Annotated in this window: 13 protein-coding genes, 3 tRNA genes and 1 pseudogene; 5 read left to right on the top strand and 12 right to left on the bottom strand. The window is 47.8% G+C overall.

The genetic code is table 11. The features are described from left to right. Positions 1-58: 58 nt before the first annotated feature. Complete coding sequence (locus QUB51_RS17015; RefSeq protein WP_333056572.1) at positions 59-1468, bottom strand: ferredoxin:protochlorophyllide reductase (ATP-dependent) subunit N; 1410 nt, start codon at positions 1466-1468, stop codon at positions 59-61. 109 nt (positions 1469-1577) lie between these two features. Between QUB51_RS17015 and QUB51_RS17010 the strand changes: the two genes are divergently transcribed. Then, a complete protein-coding gene (locus QUB51_RS17010) occupies positions 1578-1868 on the top strand; it encodes a hypothetical protein (RefSeq protein WP_333056570.1) in 291 nt (96 codons plus the stop codon). 86 nt (positions 1869-1954) lie between these two features. On the opposite strand, the gene QUB51_RS17005 is transcribed toward QUB51_RS17010, so the two are convergent. From QUB51_RS17005 to QUB51_RS16980, 6 genes and pseudogenes are all read right to left on the bottom strand, one after another. Beyond that, entirely contained in the window at positions 1955-3463 is a 1509-nt protein-coding gene (locus QUB51_RS17005; RefSeq protein ID WP_333393058.1) for a DUF5331 domain-containing protein, read from the bottom strand. 34 nt (positions 3464-3497) lie between these two features. Next, complete coding sequence (gene bchL / locus QUB51_RS17000; RefSeq protein ID WP_006634709.1) at positions 3498-4364, bottom strand: ferredoxin:protochlorophyllide reductase (ATP-dependent) iron-sulfur ATP-binding protein; 867 nt, start codon at positions 4362-4364, stop codon at positions 3498-3500. An 869-nt stretch (positions 4365-5233) separates the two neighbouring features. Continuing rightward, positions 5234-5368: pseudogene (locus QUB51_RS16995) on the bottom strand (IS5/IS1182 family transposase); the annotation flags it as partial. A gap of 173 nt (positions 5369-5541) precedes the next feature. Beyond that, positions 5542-5874: a P-II family nitrogen regulator gene (locus tag QUB51_RS16990; protein WP_333056568.1), complete on the bottom strand. Its 333-nt coding sequence runs from the start codon at positions 5872-5874 to the stop codon at positions 5542-5544. A gap of 98 nt (positions 5875-5972) precedes the next feature. Then, positions 5973-7103 (bottom strand): sodium-dependent bicarbonate transport family permease, encoded by a 1131-nt coding sequence (locus QUB51_RS16985; RefSeq protein ID WP_333056567.1) that lies wholly within the window; start codon positions 7101-7103, stop codon positions 5973-5975. 459 nt (positions 7104-7562) lie between these two features. Further along, a complete protein-coding gene (locus QUB51_RS16980; protein ID WP_333211968.1) occupies positions 7563-7808 on the bottom strand; it encodes a hypothetical protein in 246 nt (81 codons plus the stop codon). Positions 7809-8200: 392 nt separating this feature from the next. Between QUB51_RS16980 and QUB51_RS16975 the strand changes: the two genes are divergently transcribed. Next, positions 8201-8377, top strand: a complete 177-nt coding sequence (locus tag QUB51_RS16975) for a hypothetical protein (protein WP_333056565.1) — start codon at positions 8201-8203, stop codon at positions 8375-8377. Here the strand turns inward: QUB51_RS16975 and QUB51_RS16970 are convergent. Further along, positions 8374-10536, bottom strand: coding sequence for a CBS domain-containing protein (locus QUB51_RS16970; protein ID WP_333264143.1), 2163 nt, complete (start codon positions 10534-10536; stop codon positions 8374-8376). The genes QUB51_RS16975 and QUB51_RS16970 overlap by 4 nt on opposite strands. Before the next feature lie 232 nt (positions 10537-10768). Here QUB51_RS16970 and QUB51_RS16965 point away from each other — a divergent pair, with 232 nt between their 5' ends. After that, positions 10769-13240 carry a PhoD-like phosphatase gene (locus QUB51_RS16965; protein WP_333264146.1) on the top strand — a complete coding sequence of 824 codons (2472 nt, stop codon included), beginning with the start codon at positions 10769-10771 and terminating at the stop codon, positions 13238-13240. A gap of 732 nt (positions 13241-13972) precedes the next feature. On the opposite strand, the gene QUB51_RS16960 is transcribed toward QUB51_RS16965, so the two are convergent. The 4 genes from QUB51_RS16960 to QUB51_RS16945 form a co-directional block, all read right to left on the bottom strand. Then, positions 13973-14044: transfer RNA gene (locus QUB51_RS16960), tRNA-Thr, on the bottom strand. A 73-nt stretch (positions 14045-14117) separates the two neighbouring features. Further along, positions 14118-14199 (bottom strand) — tRNA-Tyr (locus QUB51_RS16955). Between the two features lie 197 nt (positions 14200-14396). Continuing rightward, the gene (locus QUB51_RS16950) at positions 14397-16217 is read right to left on the bottom strand and encodes an ABC transporter ATP-binding protein (protein ID WP_333264149.1); all 1821 of its coding nucleotides are present in this window, start codon (positions 16215-16217) and stop codon (positions 14397-14399) included. Between the two features lie 604 nt (positions 16218-16821). Then, on the bottom strand, positions 16822-16962 hold the full coding sequence (locus QUB51_RS16945) for a hypothetical protein (RefSeq protein WP_172188980.1): 141 nt from the start codon (positions 16960-16962) through the stop codon (positions 16822-16824). Between the two features lie 219 nt (positions 16963-17181). On the opposite strand from QUB51_RS16945, the gene QUB51_RS16940 reads away from it, so the two are divergent. After that, positions 17182-17253 (top strand) — tRNA-Gly (locus tag QUB51_RS16940). A gap of 248 nt (positions 17254-17501) precedes the next feature. Beyond that, complete coding sequence (locus QUB51_RS16935; protein WP_333056560.1) at positions 17502-17906, top strand: hypothetical protein; 405 nt, start codon at positions 17502-17504, stop codon at positions 17904-17906. Positions 17907-17910 lie beyond the last annotated feature (4 nt).

Here is a 17910-nt window from a genome sequence, read left to right as displayed (position 1 = left end):
CTAATAAATAAGGGCGGGCATTGCCCACCCTCCCTATGAATCAGGTGTAATTCAGAAATTAAATCTTCGCTTCATTCTTCACCAAATTACCCCAACCCAAATCCTTCAGCGAATTATTCCGGCGCAGCGGACGAGTCACCAACTCCAAAATATCCCGCGCATTACCAAAGCCGTGAATCTGAGCAAAAGTAAACTCAACAGACCACTTAGTATTAATTCCCCGCGCTTCCAAAGGATTAGCGTGAGCCATACCAGTAATCACCAAGTCAATATTCTGCTCGTAAATCCGCTGCAACTGATTGTAATTGTCTGGTTTCTCCACAATCCGAGGAGTAGGAACTCCCATCTCGTGACAAGTCTTTTCTAACAACGCCAACTCGGCCGCTTGATAGCGCTTGTCCATATAAGGAATGCCGATTTCCGGGCAAGTCATGCCGCAGCGAATCAAGAAACGTGCTAAAGAAATCTCTAACAAATTGTCTCCCATAAAGAAGACAGATTTGCCACGAATTATTTGCAGGTAATCTTCCAAACCCGCCCAGATTTGCGCTTCCCGTTCGTCCAAACCTTTTGGTTCAATTCCCAACACTGAGCAAATCTTTTCAATCCAAGCGCGAGTTCCGTCAGGGCCGATCGGGAATGGGGCACCAATTAGCTTACACTTGCGGCGGCGCATCAACGTAGAAGCAGTACGCGACAAGAACGGATTCATGCCAGATACATAATAACCTTCTTCCAAGACTGGCAATTCAGTGTAGCGCTTGGAAGGAAGCCAACCGGAAACTTTGATTCCTTGCTTCTTCAATTCTAGAGTTAGCTGAGTGACAACTGGGTCGGGCAAAGAACCGAAAAGTACCAGCGGTGTGTGCTTGACATATTCCGATTCATCTGCTGCAACTTCCTCTTTTTTCTTGCCGAAATTCAGCAGTTGAGAGATAGCATTGCGTTCTTGTTTCTGAGATTCCATCACGGGCGCTTTCTCAGGACATTTAGCAGCCATCGCTGCTAAAACGGTATCTTCCCCTTGAGTAAAAGCGTAATCCAAGCCGTTAGCGCGCGCTGTGACGATGGGAATGCCAATTTCTGCTTCGAGTTTCGGCGCTAACCCTTCCAAATCCATTTTGATGATTTCGGTGGTGCAAGTGCCGATCCAGACAATTACACTGGGGTTACGATCGCGCTTAATTTGCAAACACAGCCGCTTCAACTCATCATAATCGTTTAACTGAGCGGAAATATCCCCTTCTTCCAACTCAGCCATCGCATAGCGAGGCTCAGCAAAAATCATCACGCCCATGGCGTTTTGCAAGAAATAGCCGCAAGTCTTAGTACCGATGACCAAGAAAAAACTATCTTCAATTTTTTGATAAAGCCAAGCTACGCAGCTAATCGGACAAAAAGTGTGATAATTGCCTGTTTCGCATTCAAAGTTTAAAGCTTCCGGTTCATTAGTAGTAATAGCAGTCATATCTCAAATCTTCTCCCTTTAAATTGTTTTTCGTCTCGAACAGGAATTGCGGCGGAGCGAGGAAACACCTGGATTTTGCGATCGCATCTCTTGCTGCGGACAAGCATAAGTGGTTTTTCAGGTTGTTTTTCCTCTCGAACGCGAACAGGCGCAGTGGCGAGGAAACACCTGTGAAAGTGCGATCGCGCTGAAGCAGCGAACAATAATAGAAATACCTGGTTTTGGCGTAATTTCTCTGAAAAATAGATGCAGCAAACTCAATATTTCCGCAGCCGCCGCAGCATCCAAAATTCTGGCTAAAAAATTCTGCGCGAGGGCATACAATCCCTCACAGCAGGGATTTAGTTTACTTCAACTCGCTAAGGCAAAAAGCCTTTTGGCAGTTGTGAGTTGGAGCTAATTAAAAATTAACAACTCGCAACTCACAACTCACAAATAGAGCGGGAAACTTCAAGACTAGAAGAGACGCGGGCGATCGCAACAACCTCACTTAAAATCAGATAAAAAGCCGGAAATTTCTTCATCTTCATCGTCGGAATCCAAATCACCGAGATCTAGAGCATCTAAATCATCTTCATCTGGATCTCCGGTAGTTGCTTCCCCCAGATCGTCGAGTCCGAGATCGTCGAGGTCATCGTCATCAGATACAGAGAAATCGTCAATACCGTCATCGTCCAAGTCGCCCAGATCCATGTCTAGGTCATCTGAGGTCGCTGTCCCAAAAGGATCGGGTATTTCTTCGGCGACAAACTCTGCATCTTCTTCCCCAAACGGATCGGAAATCCCCGATTCGAGATCTCCAGAGGTCAAAGTCCCAAATTGTGAGGCTTCATCTTCCTCGTCATCGCCGAGGTCGAGACCGCCCAAAGCCGAGGCTTCATCTTCCTCGTCATCGCCGAGGTCGAGACCGCCCAAAGCCGAGGCTTCATCTTCCTCGTCATCATCGCCGAGGTCGAGACCGCCCAAAGCCAAGGCTTCATCTTCCTCGTCATCGCCCATATCAAAGTCAGATACGGCGTCTTCCTCATCGTCGCCCATATCAAAGTCAGATACGGCGTCTTCCTCATCTTCGCCCATATCAAAGTCAGATACGGCGTCTTCCTCATCGTCTTCTAGACCGAGACCGTCCAAAGCCGAGGCTTCTTCCTCATCGTCGTCCATGTCGAAGTCGGAGACCGCTTCTTCCTCGTCATCGTCCATGTCGAAGTCGGAGACCGCTTCTTCCTCGTCATCGTCCATGTCGAAGTCGGAGACTGCTTCTTCCTCGTCATCGCCCATGTCGAAGTCGGAGACTGCTTCTTCCTCGTCATCGCCCATGTCGAAGTCGGAGACTGCTTCTTCCTCGTCATCGCCCATGTCGAAGTCGGAGACTGCTTCTTCCTCAAACTCATCGAAGGATTCGTCGTCGGAGCTGAGTGCTGACGCCGCCGCAGCCAGACCGGCTGCTCCGGCGACTCCGGCGACTACTCCGGCTGCTGCTAACGCCGCACCGCCCAATTTATTAGATTTGGCATCAGCGGGTGCAGCAGTTGCAGTTTGAGCCGCTGCGGGTGCAGCAGTTGCAGTTTGAGCCGCTGCGGGTGCAGCAGTTGCAGTTTGAGCCGCTGCGGGTGCAGCAGTTGCAGTTTGAGCCGCTGCGGGTGTAGCAGTTGCAGTTTGAGCTGCTGTGGGTGTTGGAGATGTGCCGATCGTCTGCGGCACGATATTTGAGGGCATACCCAGCGCGATGTCCGGGTCAAAATTTAGCCCCAACACTTCGATCAGGCTGTCTGCATCCGGCTTGAGTTTTGAGAAGGGCAGCATTAATTGCTGGAGTTCCGGCTCCAGGGCAGCCGCAATTCCCAGGATGAGGTAAGAAACAGGCCTTTTCCCGCCGTCGGGTGTGGCGACCGTGTTGTCAGCCGTCATGTGCAGGAGCAGCCAAGCCCGATTTACCTGGTAGTAGTCCAACCACTTCTGTTTGAGAGCAACTGAAAAAGTATCAAAAAAAGCCATAACCTCTTTATCCTCATCCTGATCGCTAGACCTATTAAACCATCATCAGGTCTAGCTCATCTTCCTCCTTCTTGACCACCGGTTGCACTGGATTTAGATAAAAATCTGAAAGTAAGGCAAATAATTCGCGATCGGGCGTGTCGTTGGGCACTACTCCTTCGGGCATTGCCAAAATCTGGTCAGCGATGTTGAGGTAGTAATCGCAGACGTAATTGAGGGAAGGATCGCTTTCTGCCATCTCAAACAATGTTTTGCCTTTAACGCGAGAAACGCGAATGTCTTCAATCAGGGGCAGCACTTCCAGCACCGGCATGGGTACAGAGTCAATGTACTTGTCGATCAAGTCGCGCTTTGAGGTGCGGTTGCCAATTAAACCAGCGAGCCGCAACGGGTGAGTGCGGGCTTTTTCGCGGACTGAGGCGGCGATGCGGTTGGCGGCAAATAAAGCGTCGAACCCGTTGTCGGTAACAATCATGCAGTAATCGGCGTAGTTCAAGGGGGCTGCAAAACCGCCGCACACTACGTCACCGAGCACGTCGAACAGGATAATGTCGTATTCGTCGAAGGCATTGAGTTCTTTGAGCAGTTTGACGGTTTCACCGACTACATAGCCGCCGCAGCCAGCTCCTGCAGGAGGGCCACCTGCTTCTACGCAGTCAACGCCGCCGTAGCCTTTGTAGATGACATCTTCGGGCCAAACGTCTTCGTAGTGATAGTCCTTTTGCTGAAGGGTGTCAATAATTGTGGGTATCAAGAAGCCAGTGAGGGTAAATGTGCTGTCGTGCTTTGGATCGCAACCGATTTGCAAAACTTTCTTGCCGCGCTTGGCTAGGGCAACGGAGATGTTGCAGCTTGTTGTTGATTTACCAATTCCACCTTTTCCGTAAACTGCTAGTTTCACTCTTGGTTCTCCTATAGGTTTCTATCAAAACGATGAGGGCTGGGGTTTCCTGCAATTGGGCGATCGCCCAATTGCCATAGCCCAATTGCCATAGCCCAATTGCAATTTCCTTAATTTCAGTCGATTTGAGATTTCAGATTTGAGATTAAAGAATCGACTCCACAGATGAATCTGGGGCTTCTCTTTAACTAAAATTTTCGAGCTCGACGACTTTTGTTTGGGGCTTGTATCCGTCTTTGGGTTAGACCAATTTTGGACTCGGCCCTTAGTCACCTCGTTGAAAGCATTATTAGCTAACTTGCGATGAAAAGAAAGGGGGCGTCTAAATGAAAATGCTAGTAAATTTGTTTATTTTGCATCTTTGGGAATCTTAACTGGTTTTTTGATATAAAAATCTATTTTTATAATTTTTTTAGCTTTTAAATTAATTTTAAAATACTTTCTTAATATAAAGAGGTACAAAAATAAAACAAAAATAAACGAATCAAACAATCTGGGCTTTGGGCTTTCGGGCTAGGATGCAGGCAGTTGATGGATTGTGCGGGTAACTCGAACGGTCATCAAGACGCTAGTGGATGAGGCAAACTCGAAGTTAGTTCGGATCGCTTGGGTCAGGCGAGGGCAAAGTTATGGGATTTTAGATTTTAGATTTTAGATTTTAGATTGGGAAAGATTGACTTTGCTGAGGTTTCGGGTGTTTTGTAAAAAATTGTGAATTTTTAGGAATAGGTGGGGAAGTGTCCGAGTTTTGCAGTGAGGGAGCCTCCGAGAGTGGGCGAGGATTCGAGTGGGGGATTGTCGGTATATTAGACCTATTGAAAAAAAAATCTATGTTAAAATTAAAAGTTTTGAATTTTAGACCTGATATCTCACTGATAATTGTAAAGTGTTGACAACAAATTACAACGGAGACCATAACGGCGGCGAGGATTATAACGACTTGACAAAAATTTGAAAACTTTTAGACTCCTATTAATATGTTCAATCACTATTCGAGCCTGGGCTATAGATCGCATCTGGAATTTGCAGTTCGCTACCGAGGGCGGCAATGACCATACCACCGATCAGAAAGCCGAGCGCTGGGGACTGCAACTGAGACCCAAGTCCGCAGGCAAGAAATACGGCTACTAAAAAGCCGGGGTCATGCCCCGGCTTCTTAGGTCTGTATCGTCTCGGTTCAACAGCCGTCTGGTCCACAGAAACTGTGCCCGTACAGTACCTCCGCGTCACAGATATAGATCATGCCCGCAAAATCGAGGAAAAACTTGACTGCGACCTGATCGGCAATATTCTCCGCCATATCCCGATCGGGGGTGAGCACCTCGAATTTTATATTCGCCGTGGTGTCAGAAACGCTAGGTTGCCCCGACGATCGCACGTTGCGACTGCCTTTACCGCCGGTTTCCAGAACCGTATAACCGGTTGCCCCGGCTTCTTCGATGATATTGACGATCTTCTTCAGCAGAATCTTTTCCGTGACGATGACAAGCTTTTTGGCTGGCTTGGGCATGTTGGTTACCTCCTTACCTACGTATGTTGATCTTAATATATTGAGTTGCTTGGTCTGTTGGAGCAAGGGAGCGCCGACAGACCGCGACCCGTCTGGGATTAGCCGCCACCGATCGCCTGGGCCAGCCCGAGGAAGAGCGGTATACACAAGCCGATCGCAATGGGTGTACCGATGGCTGTGGATGCGCCGATGTAGGCGGAGGGATTGGCCGACGGAATCCCGGCTCGCAACGTGGGCGGACCTGAGATGTCTGAACTGGAGGCGGCAATAACAGCCAGGATCACAACACCGCCCAGGCTGAATCCTGTGGTGTAGTGGGCAATCATGCCGAGACCGAAGGCGATGAACCCATGCACCACCGGTGCCACTACGCTATACACGACGTACCACTGGGCCACCTTACGTAGTTCGCCAAGTCTTGACCAAGCCTCCATACCCATGACCAGCATCAAGATCGAAAGCAAGCCGCGGAAGAGGGGGTCGTAGAAGCTTTTATAGACACTTTCCGGCTGGGTGAACAGGCCAAGAGCAATGCCGAGCAACATTGCCGATAGGGCAGGACCCTGGAGGCTTTCTTGCACGATCGGCCATATCTTGACCCGATTATCCGCAGGCTTCTGCTGCTTGCTGAGATACTCTTGCCGATTGCGGGGATAATCCTGCTGATCGGGATAATCGCCTGCTGCAACGGGTTGCTTGCTGAAAGACTCCTGCACGGTAGAGTGGGCTGCTGGACTACCCTTCTTCTTGTTGAGATAAATGTTGGCCACCACAATCGCCGTTACGAGCGCTGGGATATCCATGAAGGGATAGAGTGCGGCAGCCCATGCCTCGTATGGCATCTTTTGTTCTTCCAGTAGGGTCAGGGCTGCAGCCATGGTAGAGCCACTCACAGCACCAAACAATCCCCCGGTCGCAATCGCATCTATGGTGTTGACCTTCGGCAGCTTCGCCAACGTATAGCGCGCGATGAATACAACAAGAACCCCTACCGCTACAGCAGAAGCTGCGGGTATCAACATCTCCGTCAGGTTGGAACTGCGGATCGCCTGACCACCGGTCAGACCGATTTTCATGAGCAGCATGAAGACGATGATCTGATTAATCGCCTCTGGAATTATTAGTTCGCTACCGAGAGCGGCAATGACCATACCACCAATCAAAAACCCGAGCGTTGGGGACTGCAACTGCTTAATGAAGTCCATTAAGAACAAGGACAAAAAATCCATGAATACCTCCTGCTGCCTCCTCTAAAAAAGAGCGATTATTGTGAGCGGTGAGATTTAAGAAGTAAGGGTGCAGCGCTTCAACCCTGGCGACAGGTGTTATGCGAACACCTGTCGCCAGGGGATTCAGAGATGGTCGCTCTCCGAATGGGGCTAGAAGGTGTCGCTGTCCCGCAGTAACTTCTATAGATCAATATCTATTAAGACCCAAAATTCTATGTAATTAAGTCTATCCTTAAATTCGCACAAACTTGCGATCGCTTTACATGGATATGCCAAATAATTTTTAATTCAAATCATAAGTTTTCCTTTTGTTCTCATAAAACCCGTATATTTCTGGTCAGCATAAATAGCGATCGCAGATTTTTTTATGTACACGGATATTGCACCGAGGACGGTATGGGATCAGCAAAATCGGGAACAGGAGTGGCGTGAACACCACTCTTATAGCAATGCTTTGAACTAATCAATCCACATTTCGGGGGGAGTGGTTGTCGGCACATAAGTCGTGGACGGACTGTAACTGGCAAGGTTAAACCACCCCACCGCCAGTAGGAGACCGAACCCACAGCCCACCAAAAAAGTCCAGGCGTGAGACGAATCGAACACACAGAGCAGGCGGCGATCGCCACTATACACCTGCACTAGCCAGCCTTCGCTGGTGTTGTCAAATTGGGTCCGCAGTTTAGTTGAGTCAAACTTGTTCATTGTGTACGCTCCATGCTGCTCGAATGTGTGTGGCGGTGGCGGGCACTGGCCCGCCGCTAGGGAAATACCTGTCAGAAATTCACCTGTGAATGGATAGTGTCTCAAGGAGAGAGACTGGAACGCTTAAACCTGACATTGATATCGAACAGAAGACAGACATCTATGCTTTCGCCTTGAACGGTATTCTTAAGTTTATACTTAGATTTGCTGGTTGAATGGTTGCTATAGCGTCAAAAAGATAAGTGTTTTTTATAAAATGATTCCGCTAATCTGAGTCAATCTTTCTCAACAGAGGGTAATGAATTCGCAGATATTTGGCATAAACTTAAAGATATGGTTCAAGGAAAAACCATAGAGTATTGCCTTGTCACGGAAAAGGTGCCGCTGAAAAGGTGCTGCTGAAAAAGATCGCCAAGATCGTCGAGGAAGCTGGGGCTGCCGGTTATACGGTGATGGAGGCTGGCGATCAAAGCAGTCGCAACGTGCGATCGTCGGGACAAACCACTGTTTCCGACAGCTTTTTCAATTTTTCAATTCTTCAATTCTTCAATCCTATGACTGCTGACTAATGAGAACTGACGATCGGAATCTCGATCGCAAATTCAGTGCCCCGTCCAGCTTCCGAAACGCAGTCGAGTCGCCCCCCGTGCTGTTCCACAACTAAATGGTAAGAAATCGACAGTCCCAACCCAGTGCCCTTGCCAACTGGTTTGGTAGTAAAAAACGGGTCAAATAATTGGCGGCGAATCTCCTCCGGTATGCCCCGCCCGTTGTCGGAAATGCGGATCGCGACAAAATCGCCACCAACAACTTCAGTACGAATTGTAATTGTGGGAAGAGTCAATGGAGAACTAGGATTTGACGGGGGTGAATTTTTCGCATTTCTCGTCGCCCATTCCCCTTGCTGGATTTCTTCATCCAAAGCATCAATAGCATTGCCGATAATATTCATGAACACCTGATTGATCTGACCGGCACAGCACTCGATGTGGGGCAAATTGCCGTATTCTTTAATAATCTGGATAGTTGGATGTGCGCCGTGGGCTTTGAGCCGGTGCTGCAAAATCAACAAAGTGGTTTCGAGTCCCTCGTGAATGTCAACGAGCTTGATGTTAGATTGATCCGATCGCGAAAAATTACGCATCGACACAACTATTTGGCGGATGCGCTCGGTTCCTACTTGCATAGAAGACACTAGCTTAGATAAGTCTTCTACTAAAAAATCGACTTCCATCTCTGCTGCTGCTTCCCGAATTTCCGAGACTGGTTCGGGATAGTGCTGCTGGTAAAGTTCCAACAGTTGGAGCAATTCTTTGATGTAGTGGCTGGCGTGGGAAAGGTTGCCGTAGATAAAATTAACAGGATTGTTAATTTCGTGAGCGATACCGGCAATCATTTGTCCCAAAGAAGACATTTTTTCGGTTTGCACTAATTGAGTTTGAGTTTGCTGCAACTTTCGCACAGTTTGCTCTAATTGCTGTGCTTGATTTTTCAAGCAAGTTTGCTTTCGCCGCAGGACTTCTTCGACTCGCTGGCGCTTGATAATATCCCGTCTCAACAATTCATTTGATTCTAAAAGTTGAGCGGTGCGTTCTTCAACTTGTTTTTTTAAGTCGTCGTGAGCTTGGCGCAGGGCTTCTTGGGCCCGCTGCCGCTCTAAAATTTCTTGCTGCAAAAGTTCGTTGGCTTTCTGCAATTGGGTGGCTCGATCGTCCACTGCTTGTTGTAACAGCTCGATCGTCCCATACATTTCAGATTGGTTAAAAACTTGTGGCAAACTTGTCTGAGACACAACGCCCAAAAGCTCTCCCTGGCTGCCAACTACTACCAAACGGCGGACGCAGTGGCGCTGCATGGACTGGTGGACACTCCAGAGGGAATCGGCGGGAGATATGCAAAATAAAGGCGCACTCATGGCCCTTGCGGCTGGGATTTCCGAGAGGTTGAGTTCGAGGGCGTGAAACTGCACGATGTCGCGCTCGGTGACAATGCCGATCGGAATTTGGTAATTTTGTGTTGGTGCGATCGCCCGATCGGGATGCTGAGTTTGCTCTTTGACAATGACAACGGAACTAACTCGATGCTTGACCATGAGCTGGGCTAAATCGAGGGCTGAGGCAGTTGTTGTGGCAGAAATGACTTGGTGCGTCATGACATCTGCTGCACAGCGCAAATTGGTTAGCAAGTTAATCGGCTGGAGGGCTTCGTGAATGGCTTCGCGGGTGATGATGCCGAGAAGTCGCGAGTCCTCGTCCACTACGGGCAAATGCCGGATGGAGTGCTGGCGCAATGTGAAGATAGCTGTGAAAATATCTGGAGACTCGGATTTTTTGAGAGTAATGGGAGATCGAGTCATTACGTCAGCAATTGTCAGTCCGACTGTACAAGCTGCGACGGTAGTTAGCTTGACGATATCCCGTTCTGTAAAAATGCCGATCGGGCGATTATCTTCGACGACTAAGACGCAACTGCGCTTGGCTGCGCTAGCAACAGCGTTTTGTTTTTCGCCACAAAGGTGACAGGAGACGCGCATCGGGTTCATGAGAGCCAACACTTGGGCGATCGGGGTTTCTGGAGCCACGGTGAGGGGGTGGCGGTCGATCGCCCGATCTAAAGGTGACGAGTAGAGAGGCCGGCGGTTGGGGCGTTCGGCCGGTTCTGATGATTTAATTACCGACAACTGCGGAGCTGAATCTCGAAAATGTTGTAATTGTTCTTCTTGTAGCATGATTATTAATTTTACTTAATGAGTTGTTACAATTTTGGAGACTTGGGTTGGCAGACTTAGCATTAATTAAGCGGGTGATAGATGCTCGATCGCCTAAAATCTGATTGCTAGAACACTCTTATTTAATTTTTATTTTTTAAATCCTATGTCGTGGACTCCCTTAAGTCATCGAATTCATCACTTGCCGCTTATCCTTGCGGGCCCGATTTTGCGCCGGACCCAAAGTCGGGCCGTGACAGTTTGGCTGGCTCTGAAAGCCCCCCGCCAAGTCGAACTCAAGGTTTATTCGACAGAGGGCGGAACCGGCGAAATTGTCGATCGGCCCTTGCTCCAAGGTGCGAGCTCTACCGTGCAGCTCGGCAAATACCTGCACGTAGTCGCCGTGACTGCTAAACCAATTAACAGCAACCTCTTGACATCTGGGCAAATTTATGCTTATGACATCAAGTTTACTGGGAGTAGCGAGTCGAACGTCGGGGGTGCAGTCCCAGAAAATGAGAAAGAAAATCTCATTTCTTGCCTGTGGCCTGCCACCCCTGATTTATCGGCTTTGGGGCCGGAGACGATTAGTTATTTCGCTCACCAGTTGCCCACTTTTGCCCTGCCGCCGCAGGATTTAAACTATTTGCGTATCGTTCACGGTTCTTGTCGTAAGCCCCACGGAGACGGCAGAGATGCGCTGCCCATCTTGGATAATTCGATCGAACAGTTTGCAGGAACGGCAAATAGCAGGCCCCACCAACTGTTTTTAACGGGCGACCAAATTTACGGCGACGACGTTGCCGATGCCATGCTGTGGGCCTTGACTGACGCTGGCGATACACTGTTGGGCTGGGAAGAAAGTCTACCCCTGATGGATGATGCCCAAATAAAAAAGAATTTGTGTATCAGTATACCTAAAAATTCGGAAAACGAAACTGCACTTGACCAAGAGAGGGAAATTTTTAGAGAGTCGCCAATTCAGAAACCGTCGGATGCTGAGTATCAGTTCAAAAAACCAATTGAGTTACAGCCGGGGACTCGCAGCGATATTGCCAGAGATTTTGGCGGCTTTACGGCGATGTTGGTGAATAAACCCAAAAATGCTAAAAGTCACTTGTTTAGCTTGGGCGAATATTATGCGATGTATTTGTTAGTTTGGTCGCCGGTACTCTGGTGCACAAGTTTTCCGAAGGGTAAGGATATTTGCCCAAATTCTAAGCAGGCAAAAGTCTGGGATAGAGAAGTTGTTGAACTTAACGGTTTTGCTCGCAATTTGTGGAGAGTGAGGAGGGCGCTAGCGAATATTCCTACTTATATGATTTGCGATGACCATGATGTTAGCGACGATTTTTATTTGAATCGAGAGTGGTGTTACCGGGTGCTGGGGAAGCCGCTGGGCCGCCGGGTAGTGCAGAATGCTTTGCTGGCTTACGCTGTGTTTCAGGCTTGGGGAAATACGCCTGCACAGTTCGATCGCGCACAACCTGGAGATAAATTATTAACAACTGCTGAAAAATGGTCTAATTCGGCGGGGACTGATGTTTCTGCTTGGGAGGAGGCGGCTTCGTATTTGGGAATTCCCGGACTCGATCCGAAAACTCATTTGCCTAAGTTGAAATTAGATGAAGACGTTTTTATTTTGGATCGGGAGGGCGAGGGTGTAACTGAGGTTTTGAATTGGCATTTTACTGTGAGAAGTTTTAAGCACGAGGTGATTGTGCTGGATACGCGGAATTGGCGGGGGTATCCGGTGGAAAGTGCGATCGATCCACCGATGCTTTTGACTCACAAAGGTTTTGAGGAGCAAATTCAGAAACCTTTGAGGGAGACTGAGTTGCTGAATAAAACTGGGGAGTTTGAGATTGAGGCGACGCTGGTGGTTGTGCCGACAAATTTGGTGGGTTTGTCGATTATTGATGCGGTGCAAAAGTGGGATGTGGAACAGGGGAAGGTTTTTAATAGTGATGCGGGGGATTCTTGGAATTTTCATGAGTTAGCTTTTGTGAAGCTGTTGGTGGAATTTTTTAAGCAGCGCAATCGGGTGATTGTGTTGACGGGGGATATTCACTATGCTGCTGGTGTGCGACTGAGTTATTGGTCTGATTGTCATTTTGGCGATTCTCGATCGAATATTGAGCCTTTGACGAGGGAGAATTATCGGTCAAATTGTCAAAATTCTGTGTTGGCGCAGTTGACTGCTAGTGCTTTGATCAATGAGGAGTGGAAAACGCATTTAATTCATACTAAGATTAAGTCGCTGCTTCCCGAGCGATCGCACGAATGTTTGGGATGGAATGAGCCGCTGGAATTAATGAAGATTTCGAGGGGGGACAGAAAGAAGGCTATGGCTGCTGCTGTCAGAAATAGACAATCTCTGCCTGATTGGGGCTATCGGATTGATTGGATTAAACGGCAAAGAGCTCGCGTGTTTTTGCAGCTAGAAAATGGAACTGCGTCAGATAGATCGCATAAAAATAAACAATTGTCACCGCTGCGTAGGTTATGGAATTTTATATCGCTGTTATGGCGCAATCGCTGGCTGCAAGAGGGTGATGAAATTGTGGGATATAGCAATATTGCGATCGTCAGTTTTCAGTGGCCGGCTGATGATGATGGGGAGAAGGCGGTGATGCAAAATGTTTATTGGCGGCCTCTTTGGGAGCCGGATAGTGTAGTTTATAGTCAATATTTTGTGCCACTGGGATTGGATGAGGATGATTAGATTCACGATTTCTTGAAGAAGTCGGGGATTTGGATATGGGTACAATATTGTGATCGGTTTGTGGCAGTGTCCGCCGGGGGTGAAACCCCAGTCTCATAGCTAAAGTCGCTTGGAACTGAGATGTTACACCATTCTCAAGAACAGGCTTTCCGGCCTGTTCCACAAGAGATGAATTTTATTGTGGAACAGGCCGGAAAGCCTGTTCATAAAAGATTTATCGAGAAGGGTGCAAGATGTCAGTTGGAACTCAGATGTTACACCCTTCTCAACTAGCCATACTGCCAGCCACTAAGGATCGTGGATTAAATAACTTCGTAGGTTGGGCCCGTGGAACGAAACCCAACAATCAAGCGTGGCGTTGGGCGGAGTGAAACGCAGGGTTCGTCCCTCAACCCAACCTACAAAAAATGCAAGTTATTTAATTCTCATTCCTAACAGTGATCTCAAAACTGTGCTTATGAGCTAGACTCTGGGTACGATCGATATTAATTAACAGACCCAACACTACCAAAGATAGCAACAAAGTTTCTCCGACAGTCGCAGATTTCCTAAAGCCGGCCGACTTGCTCAATCAGTTAAAAGCCATACGCAAAAAGTCGAGGGCGGACTTGGCAGATATGGAAGTTGTTTGGGACATATTAGAAAACCATCAGCACGAAAGTTCAGCGGAAAACTAACCTTCTTGCTGTGCGATGAACCTGAAACCCTTGATGTATATAGGATAGAAGAAAAAGCCCGTGACGAGATTTGAACTCGTGACTTCCTCCTTACCAAGGAGGTACTCTACCACTGAGTTACACGGGCATAAAAAATTAAGAACCTCCAATTAAAAAATTAATTTTTAATTCTTAAATTTTAACTTTTTATTAAATTGAGGTGGGCCGAGCTAGATTTGAACTAGCGTAGGCGTAGCCAGCGGATTTACAGTCCGCCCCCATTAACCGCTCGGGCATCGACCCATTTCCATCACAGTTATACATCCTAGCACCAGAATCTTTATTTGCAACATTATATTTAAAACTCTAATCATTTAGCTGAGAACACATAAGTGAGTTAGGGGCTGACGGGAAAATTGAACACTGTTTAAGGTGTGCATTGCTAAGTCTAGGCTGGGTGCGTGCCCGGAGCACCCTAAGTCTAGACTAAGAGAAAATCCCTAATTCACTAATTCCCCGGTTTCTTGCAGGGAGTGCAGGCGGCGGTAAATACCTTGTTGACTCAAAAGTTCTTCGTGGCTGCCAACTTCGACGATTCTACCGCCGTCGAGTACGACGATCGCATCGGCTTCGCGAATTGTACTCAGTCTGTGGGCAATAATTATGGTGGTGCGCGTACCGAGAATATTTCGCATGGCTATCTGGATCGATCGCTCGCTTTCATAGTCCAAACTAGAAGTAGCCTCATCAAAAATTAACACATCCGGCTCCACCAACAGCGCCCTGGCAATCCCCAACCGCTGCCGCTGGCCGCCGGACAACCGCATTCCTCTCTCCCCGACCACGGTATAGTAACCTTGGGGCAACAGCCGCACAAAATCGTCTACTTTGGCAATGCGACAAGCATCCTCAACTTGCTCGAAAGTGGCGTTTCTGTTTCCGTAAGTCAAATTTTCCAGCAAAGTACCGTTAAAAACGTCTACTTCTTGGTGGACAATGGCTAAACGCTGGCGGTAGCGAGTCACGTCTAAGCTGCGAATGTCTTCGCCGTCGATCAGAATGCGGCCGGAGTTGGGTTCAAAGTAGCGAAACAGAAGTTTAACTAAAGTCGATTTCCCGGAACCCGATCGCCCGACTAATGCTACAGTCTGACGGGGATGAATCAACAAATTCACATCTTGCAAAACGGGTTTTTGACTGTCGTACCCGAAGGTCAAACCGCTGATCTCAACTTTGCCGGTAAATTTATAAGGTGGCTGTGCCGATCGAGCATTTTCTGCTAAATTAACCGCATCAACACCGTCGGGCGTTTGCATAAACTCGTGGAACCGGATCATTGAAGAATAACGCCGCGCCAATGATTCGGCGATAATGCTAATCGGACGCAGTTGGGAATATGCCATGCTTGCCAGGGTGTAGACGGTAACAAAATATCCGAGGGAAATTTTGCCTGCAACCGTGGCTGCTAGGCTAAAACCAAGAACTGAAAACAAACACAACTGGACGATCGTCTGCTGATATGTCCCCAAGGTGACGTATCCTTTGTGAATGCGGTTGATCACGACTTTTAATTCGCGATCGAGTCTGGTGGTTTGCCTTTTGAGTTCCTCGCTTTCTGTGGCAAAAGCTTTGACTGTTTTGATGTTGGTGATAATTTCCGAGTTGCGGCTTTCGGTATCTTCGATGTATTCATCGAGAATTTCTTCCCGCGCAGTCACCTGTTGCAAGCCTTTGAGGGTGAAACTGAGGATAAATAGGAATGAAACCAAAATTAATAAGCCAATCCGCCACTCAATTAAGCAGATAACGGCAAAAATGCCGATTAAGCGGACGACTTCGGGGATGAATTCGCCGGCAATTTCTGGGTAAGTCCAAGTATGGTTGGCGATGCCTTTGGCGATGCGGCTGGCAATCCGTCCGGCGTTGTTTTCGTCGTAGAATTCTAGGGGTAAGGTGAGGATTTTGCCGATCGCACTTCTCATTCGATCGCGTCTTGCCCTCAATGGTATCGCCCAGTGGAACCAATTTGCTACCCAAGGCTGGATCGGTGCTTTGGCTACTGTTACCAGAAAAATTATGCCGAGCAAGACGGATAGCGATAATATTTTGTTGGGTGACTGCTGGGTAACAGAGGCGATCGCTGCTATGAGTTTTTGCGTTACTGTATCTGTAGGTTGACCCGACAATACGTTTAATATTTGACCGATCGCGTAAGGAACAAGCAAATCGGCTAGTGCCAAAATGCTGGATGCGCCTATGCTGTAAACTGAGATTTTCCAGTAGCGACTGTAGTATTGGAAAATGTCCTGAAAGCTTGCCATAAATTTGTGTTGAGATACAACCCTTGCAAACACTTGCATTTAAAACTGCGCTCTCGGCGCGCTTTGTTTACAATTGTACTACAAAAGTAGTCGATCGGGGAGTCAATCGATTTTAGATTTTAGATTTTAGATTTTAGATTGACTTGCGCGAGATAAAGGCGGGGGACGCAAGGATTTTAGATTTTAGATTTTGGATTGATTCCACGGATAAATCACGTGGCGGGTACCACATGAAGAAATTCGCTTGTCATCTTGGATCATGCTAGCGACTCGCCCGATCGGGTGATTTATGGCAATCATTCGATCATCAGCAATCGATCCGCATTCCTGGGCAATCAATTCCAGACTAAGGGCAAAAAAATGCAAAAGACAGAATTTTTCTTAAATTCTGCCTTCTGAGCAAGGCCTTACAGCATATTCGGTGGTTTATGAAGTACAGTAGAAACCTTAATTGTGTGCTGTTAATCCTCCGGGTGCGTCGCTACGAGATATTGGATATAACTTACAGATTGACGGGTGGCGACGCACCTTACACGGGCCATCAGATTATGTGTACCACATATACATGGAATATGCTGTATAAGTTTTACCTTTGAGTAGTCTGTTAGCTGAAGGTGTAGGCTGATTGCAGCGCCCACCAGATCAAGAAGCCGATTCCGCCGGCAATGACAATCGCCGAAATGGCGATCGCTATAGGACTGTCAGCTCCCTTGAACTTCATGATTCCGCGATTTAAATCTGACATGACAGTGTTCTCCCACAATTCCAGCTTGATTGTAGCTTTGCCGTGGGCCGATGGCGGTCAATTTTCACGGCAATTACTGATTTGGTTAACGATCTGGCTGCTGAAATTGCAGGTGGGGAGTGGGTTTGGGGGGGTTTACTGGGTTTGTGAAAAAAAACTTACTAAAAAGACTTGACAAATTTAGAGAATTGAGACAATATTGTTAATACCGCAGGAAATGCGGGTGTAGCTCAGTGGTAGAGCGTCACCTTGCCAAGGTGAATGTCGCGCGTTCGAATCGCGTCACCCGCTTTAGAAGATAAAAAAATCAAGGAAACCGGAAAGTAGATCAAGAAAGTTTTCGGCATAGTCCTAATGATGGTTGAAAATACCTAAGTTAGTGGTAAGATTGAATGCAGAACTTGCAAGTCAAAATTGCCGATCGGGCAATATCTCGGAATAGGCAGTTGAAAGCCTCGCTTTGGCGGAATTGACAAGTTTGATTAAGTGGATATGTTAACGATTATTTTTGCAAAAACGCTTTTTTTATCTGATCGCTAGTGCCATCTCAAAAAGCTCCCAAGATTGACTTAAACGATGAGTACCCCTGTCCTTGCCGACGCCGGGGTCGTCTAGTTCCCATAACGTTGACAGAAGCCTTTGGCTGCAACCGCTGTCAACAAATATTTGTATTGGACGAAAGTGGAGACGTGATCGAGCAACTATCAACGAACTATCCTTACAAGCAGGCTTGGCGGTGGACAGGGCACCAGTGGAACAGAGCGCATCCGGGTTTGAAAGCCCATTACTTGCCACTGGCTTTGGGTATGATATTGGTGCCGCTAGTGATTTGGTTGCCCTTGGCGCTACACTCGCCGGGCCCGAATATTATTCTGTGGGCAATGGTCGCCGTGCTGCTAGCAATGCTGCCGGCGCTGATGGTATGGCTGGCTTACAGGCGTTAGCTAG

Source organism: Microcoleus sp. AT8-A3 (assembly GCF_036705675.1).
GTDB lineage: Bacteria > Cyanobacteriota > Cyanobacteriia > Cyanobacteriales > Microcoleaceae > Microcoleus.
The sequence above is the reverse complement of the archived record's forward strand: the minus strand, read 5'-3'. Positions and strand labels throughout refer to the sequence as shown.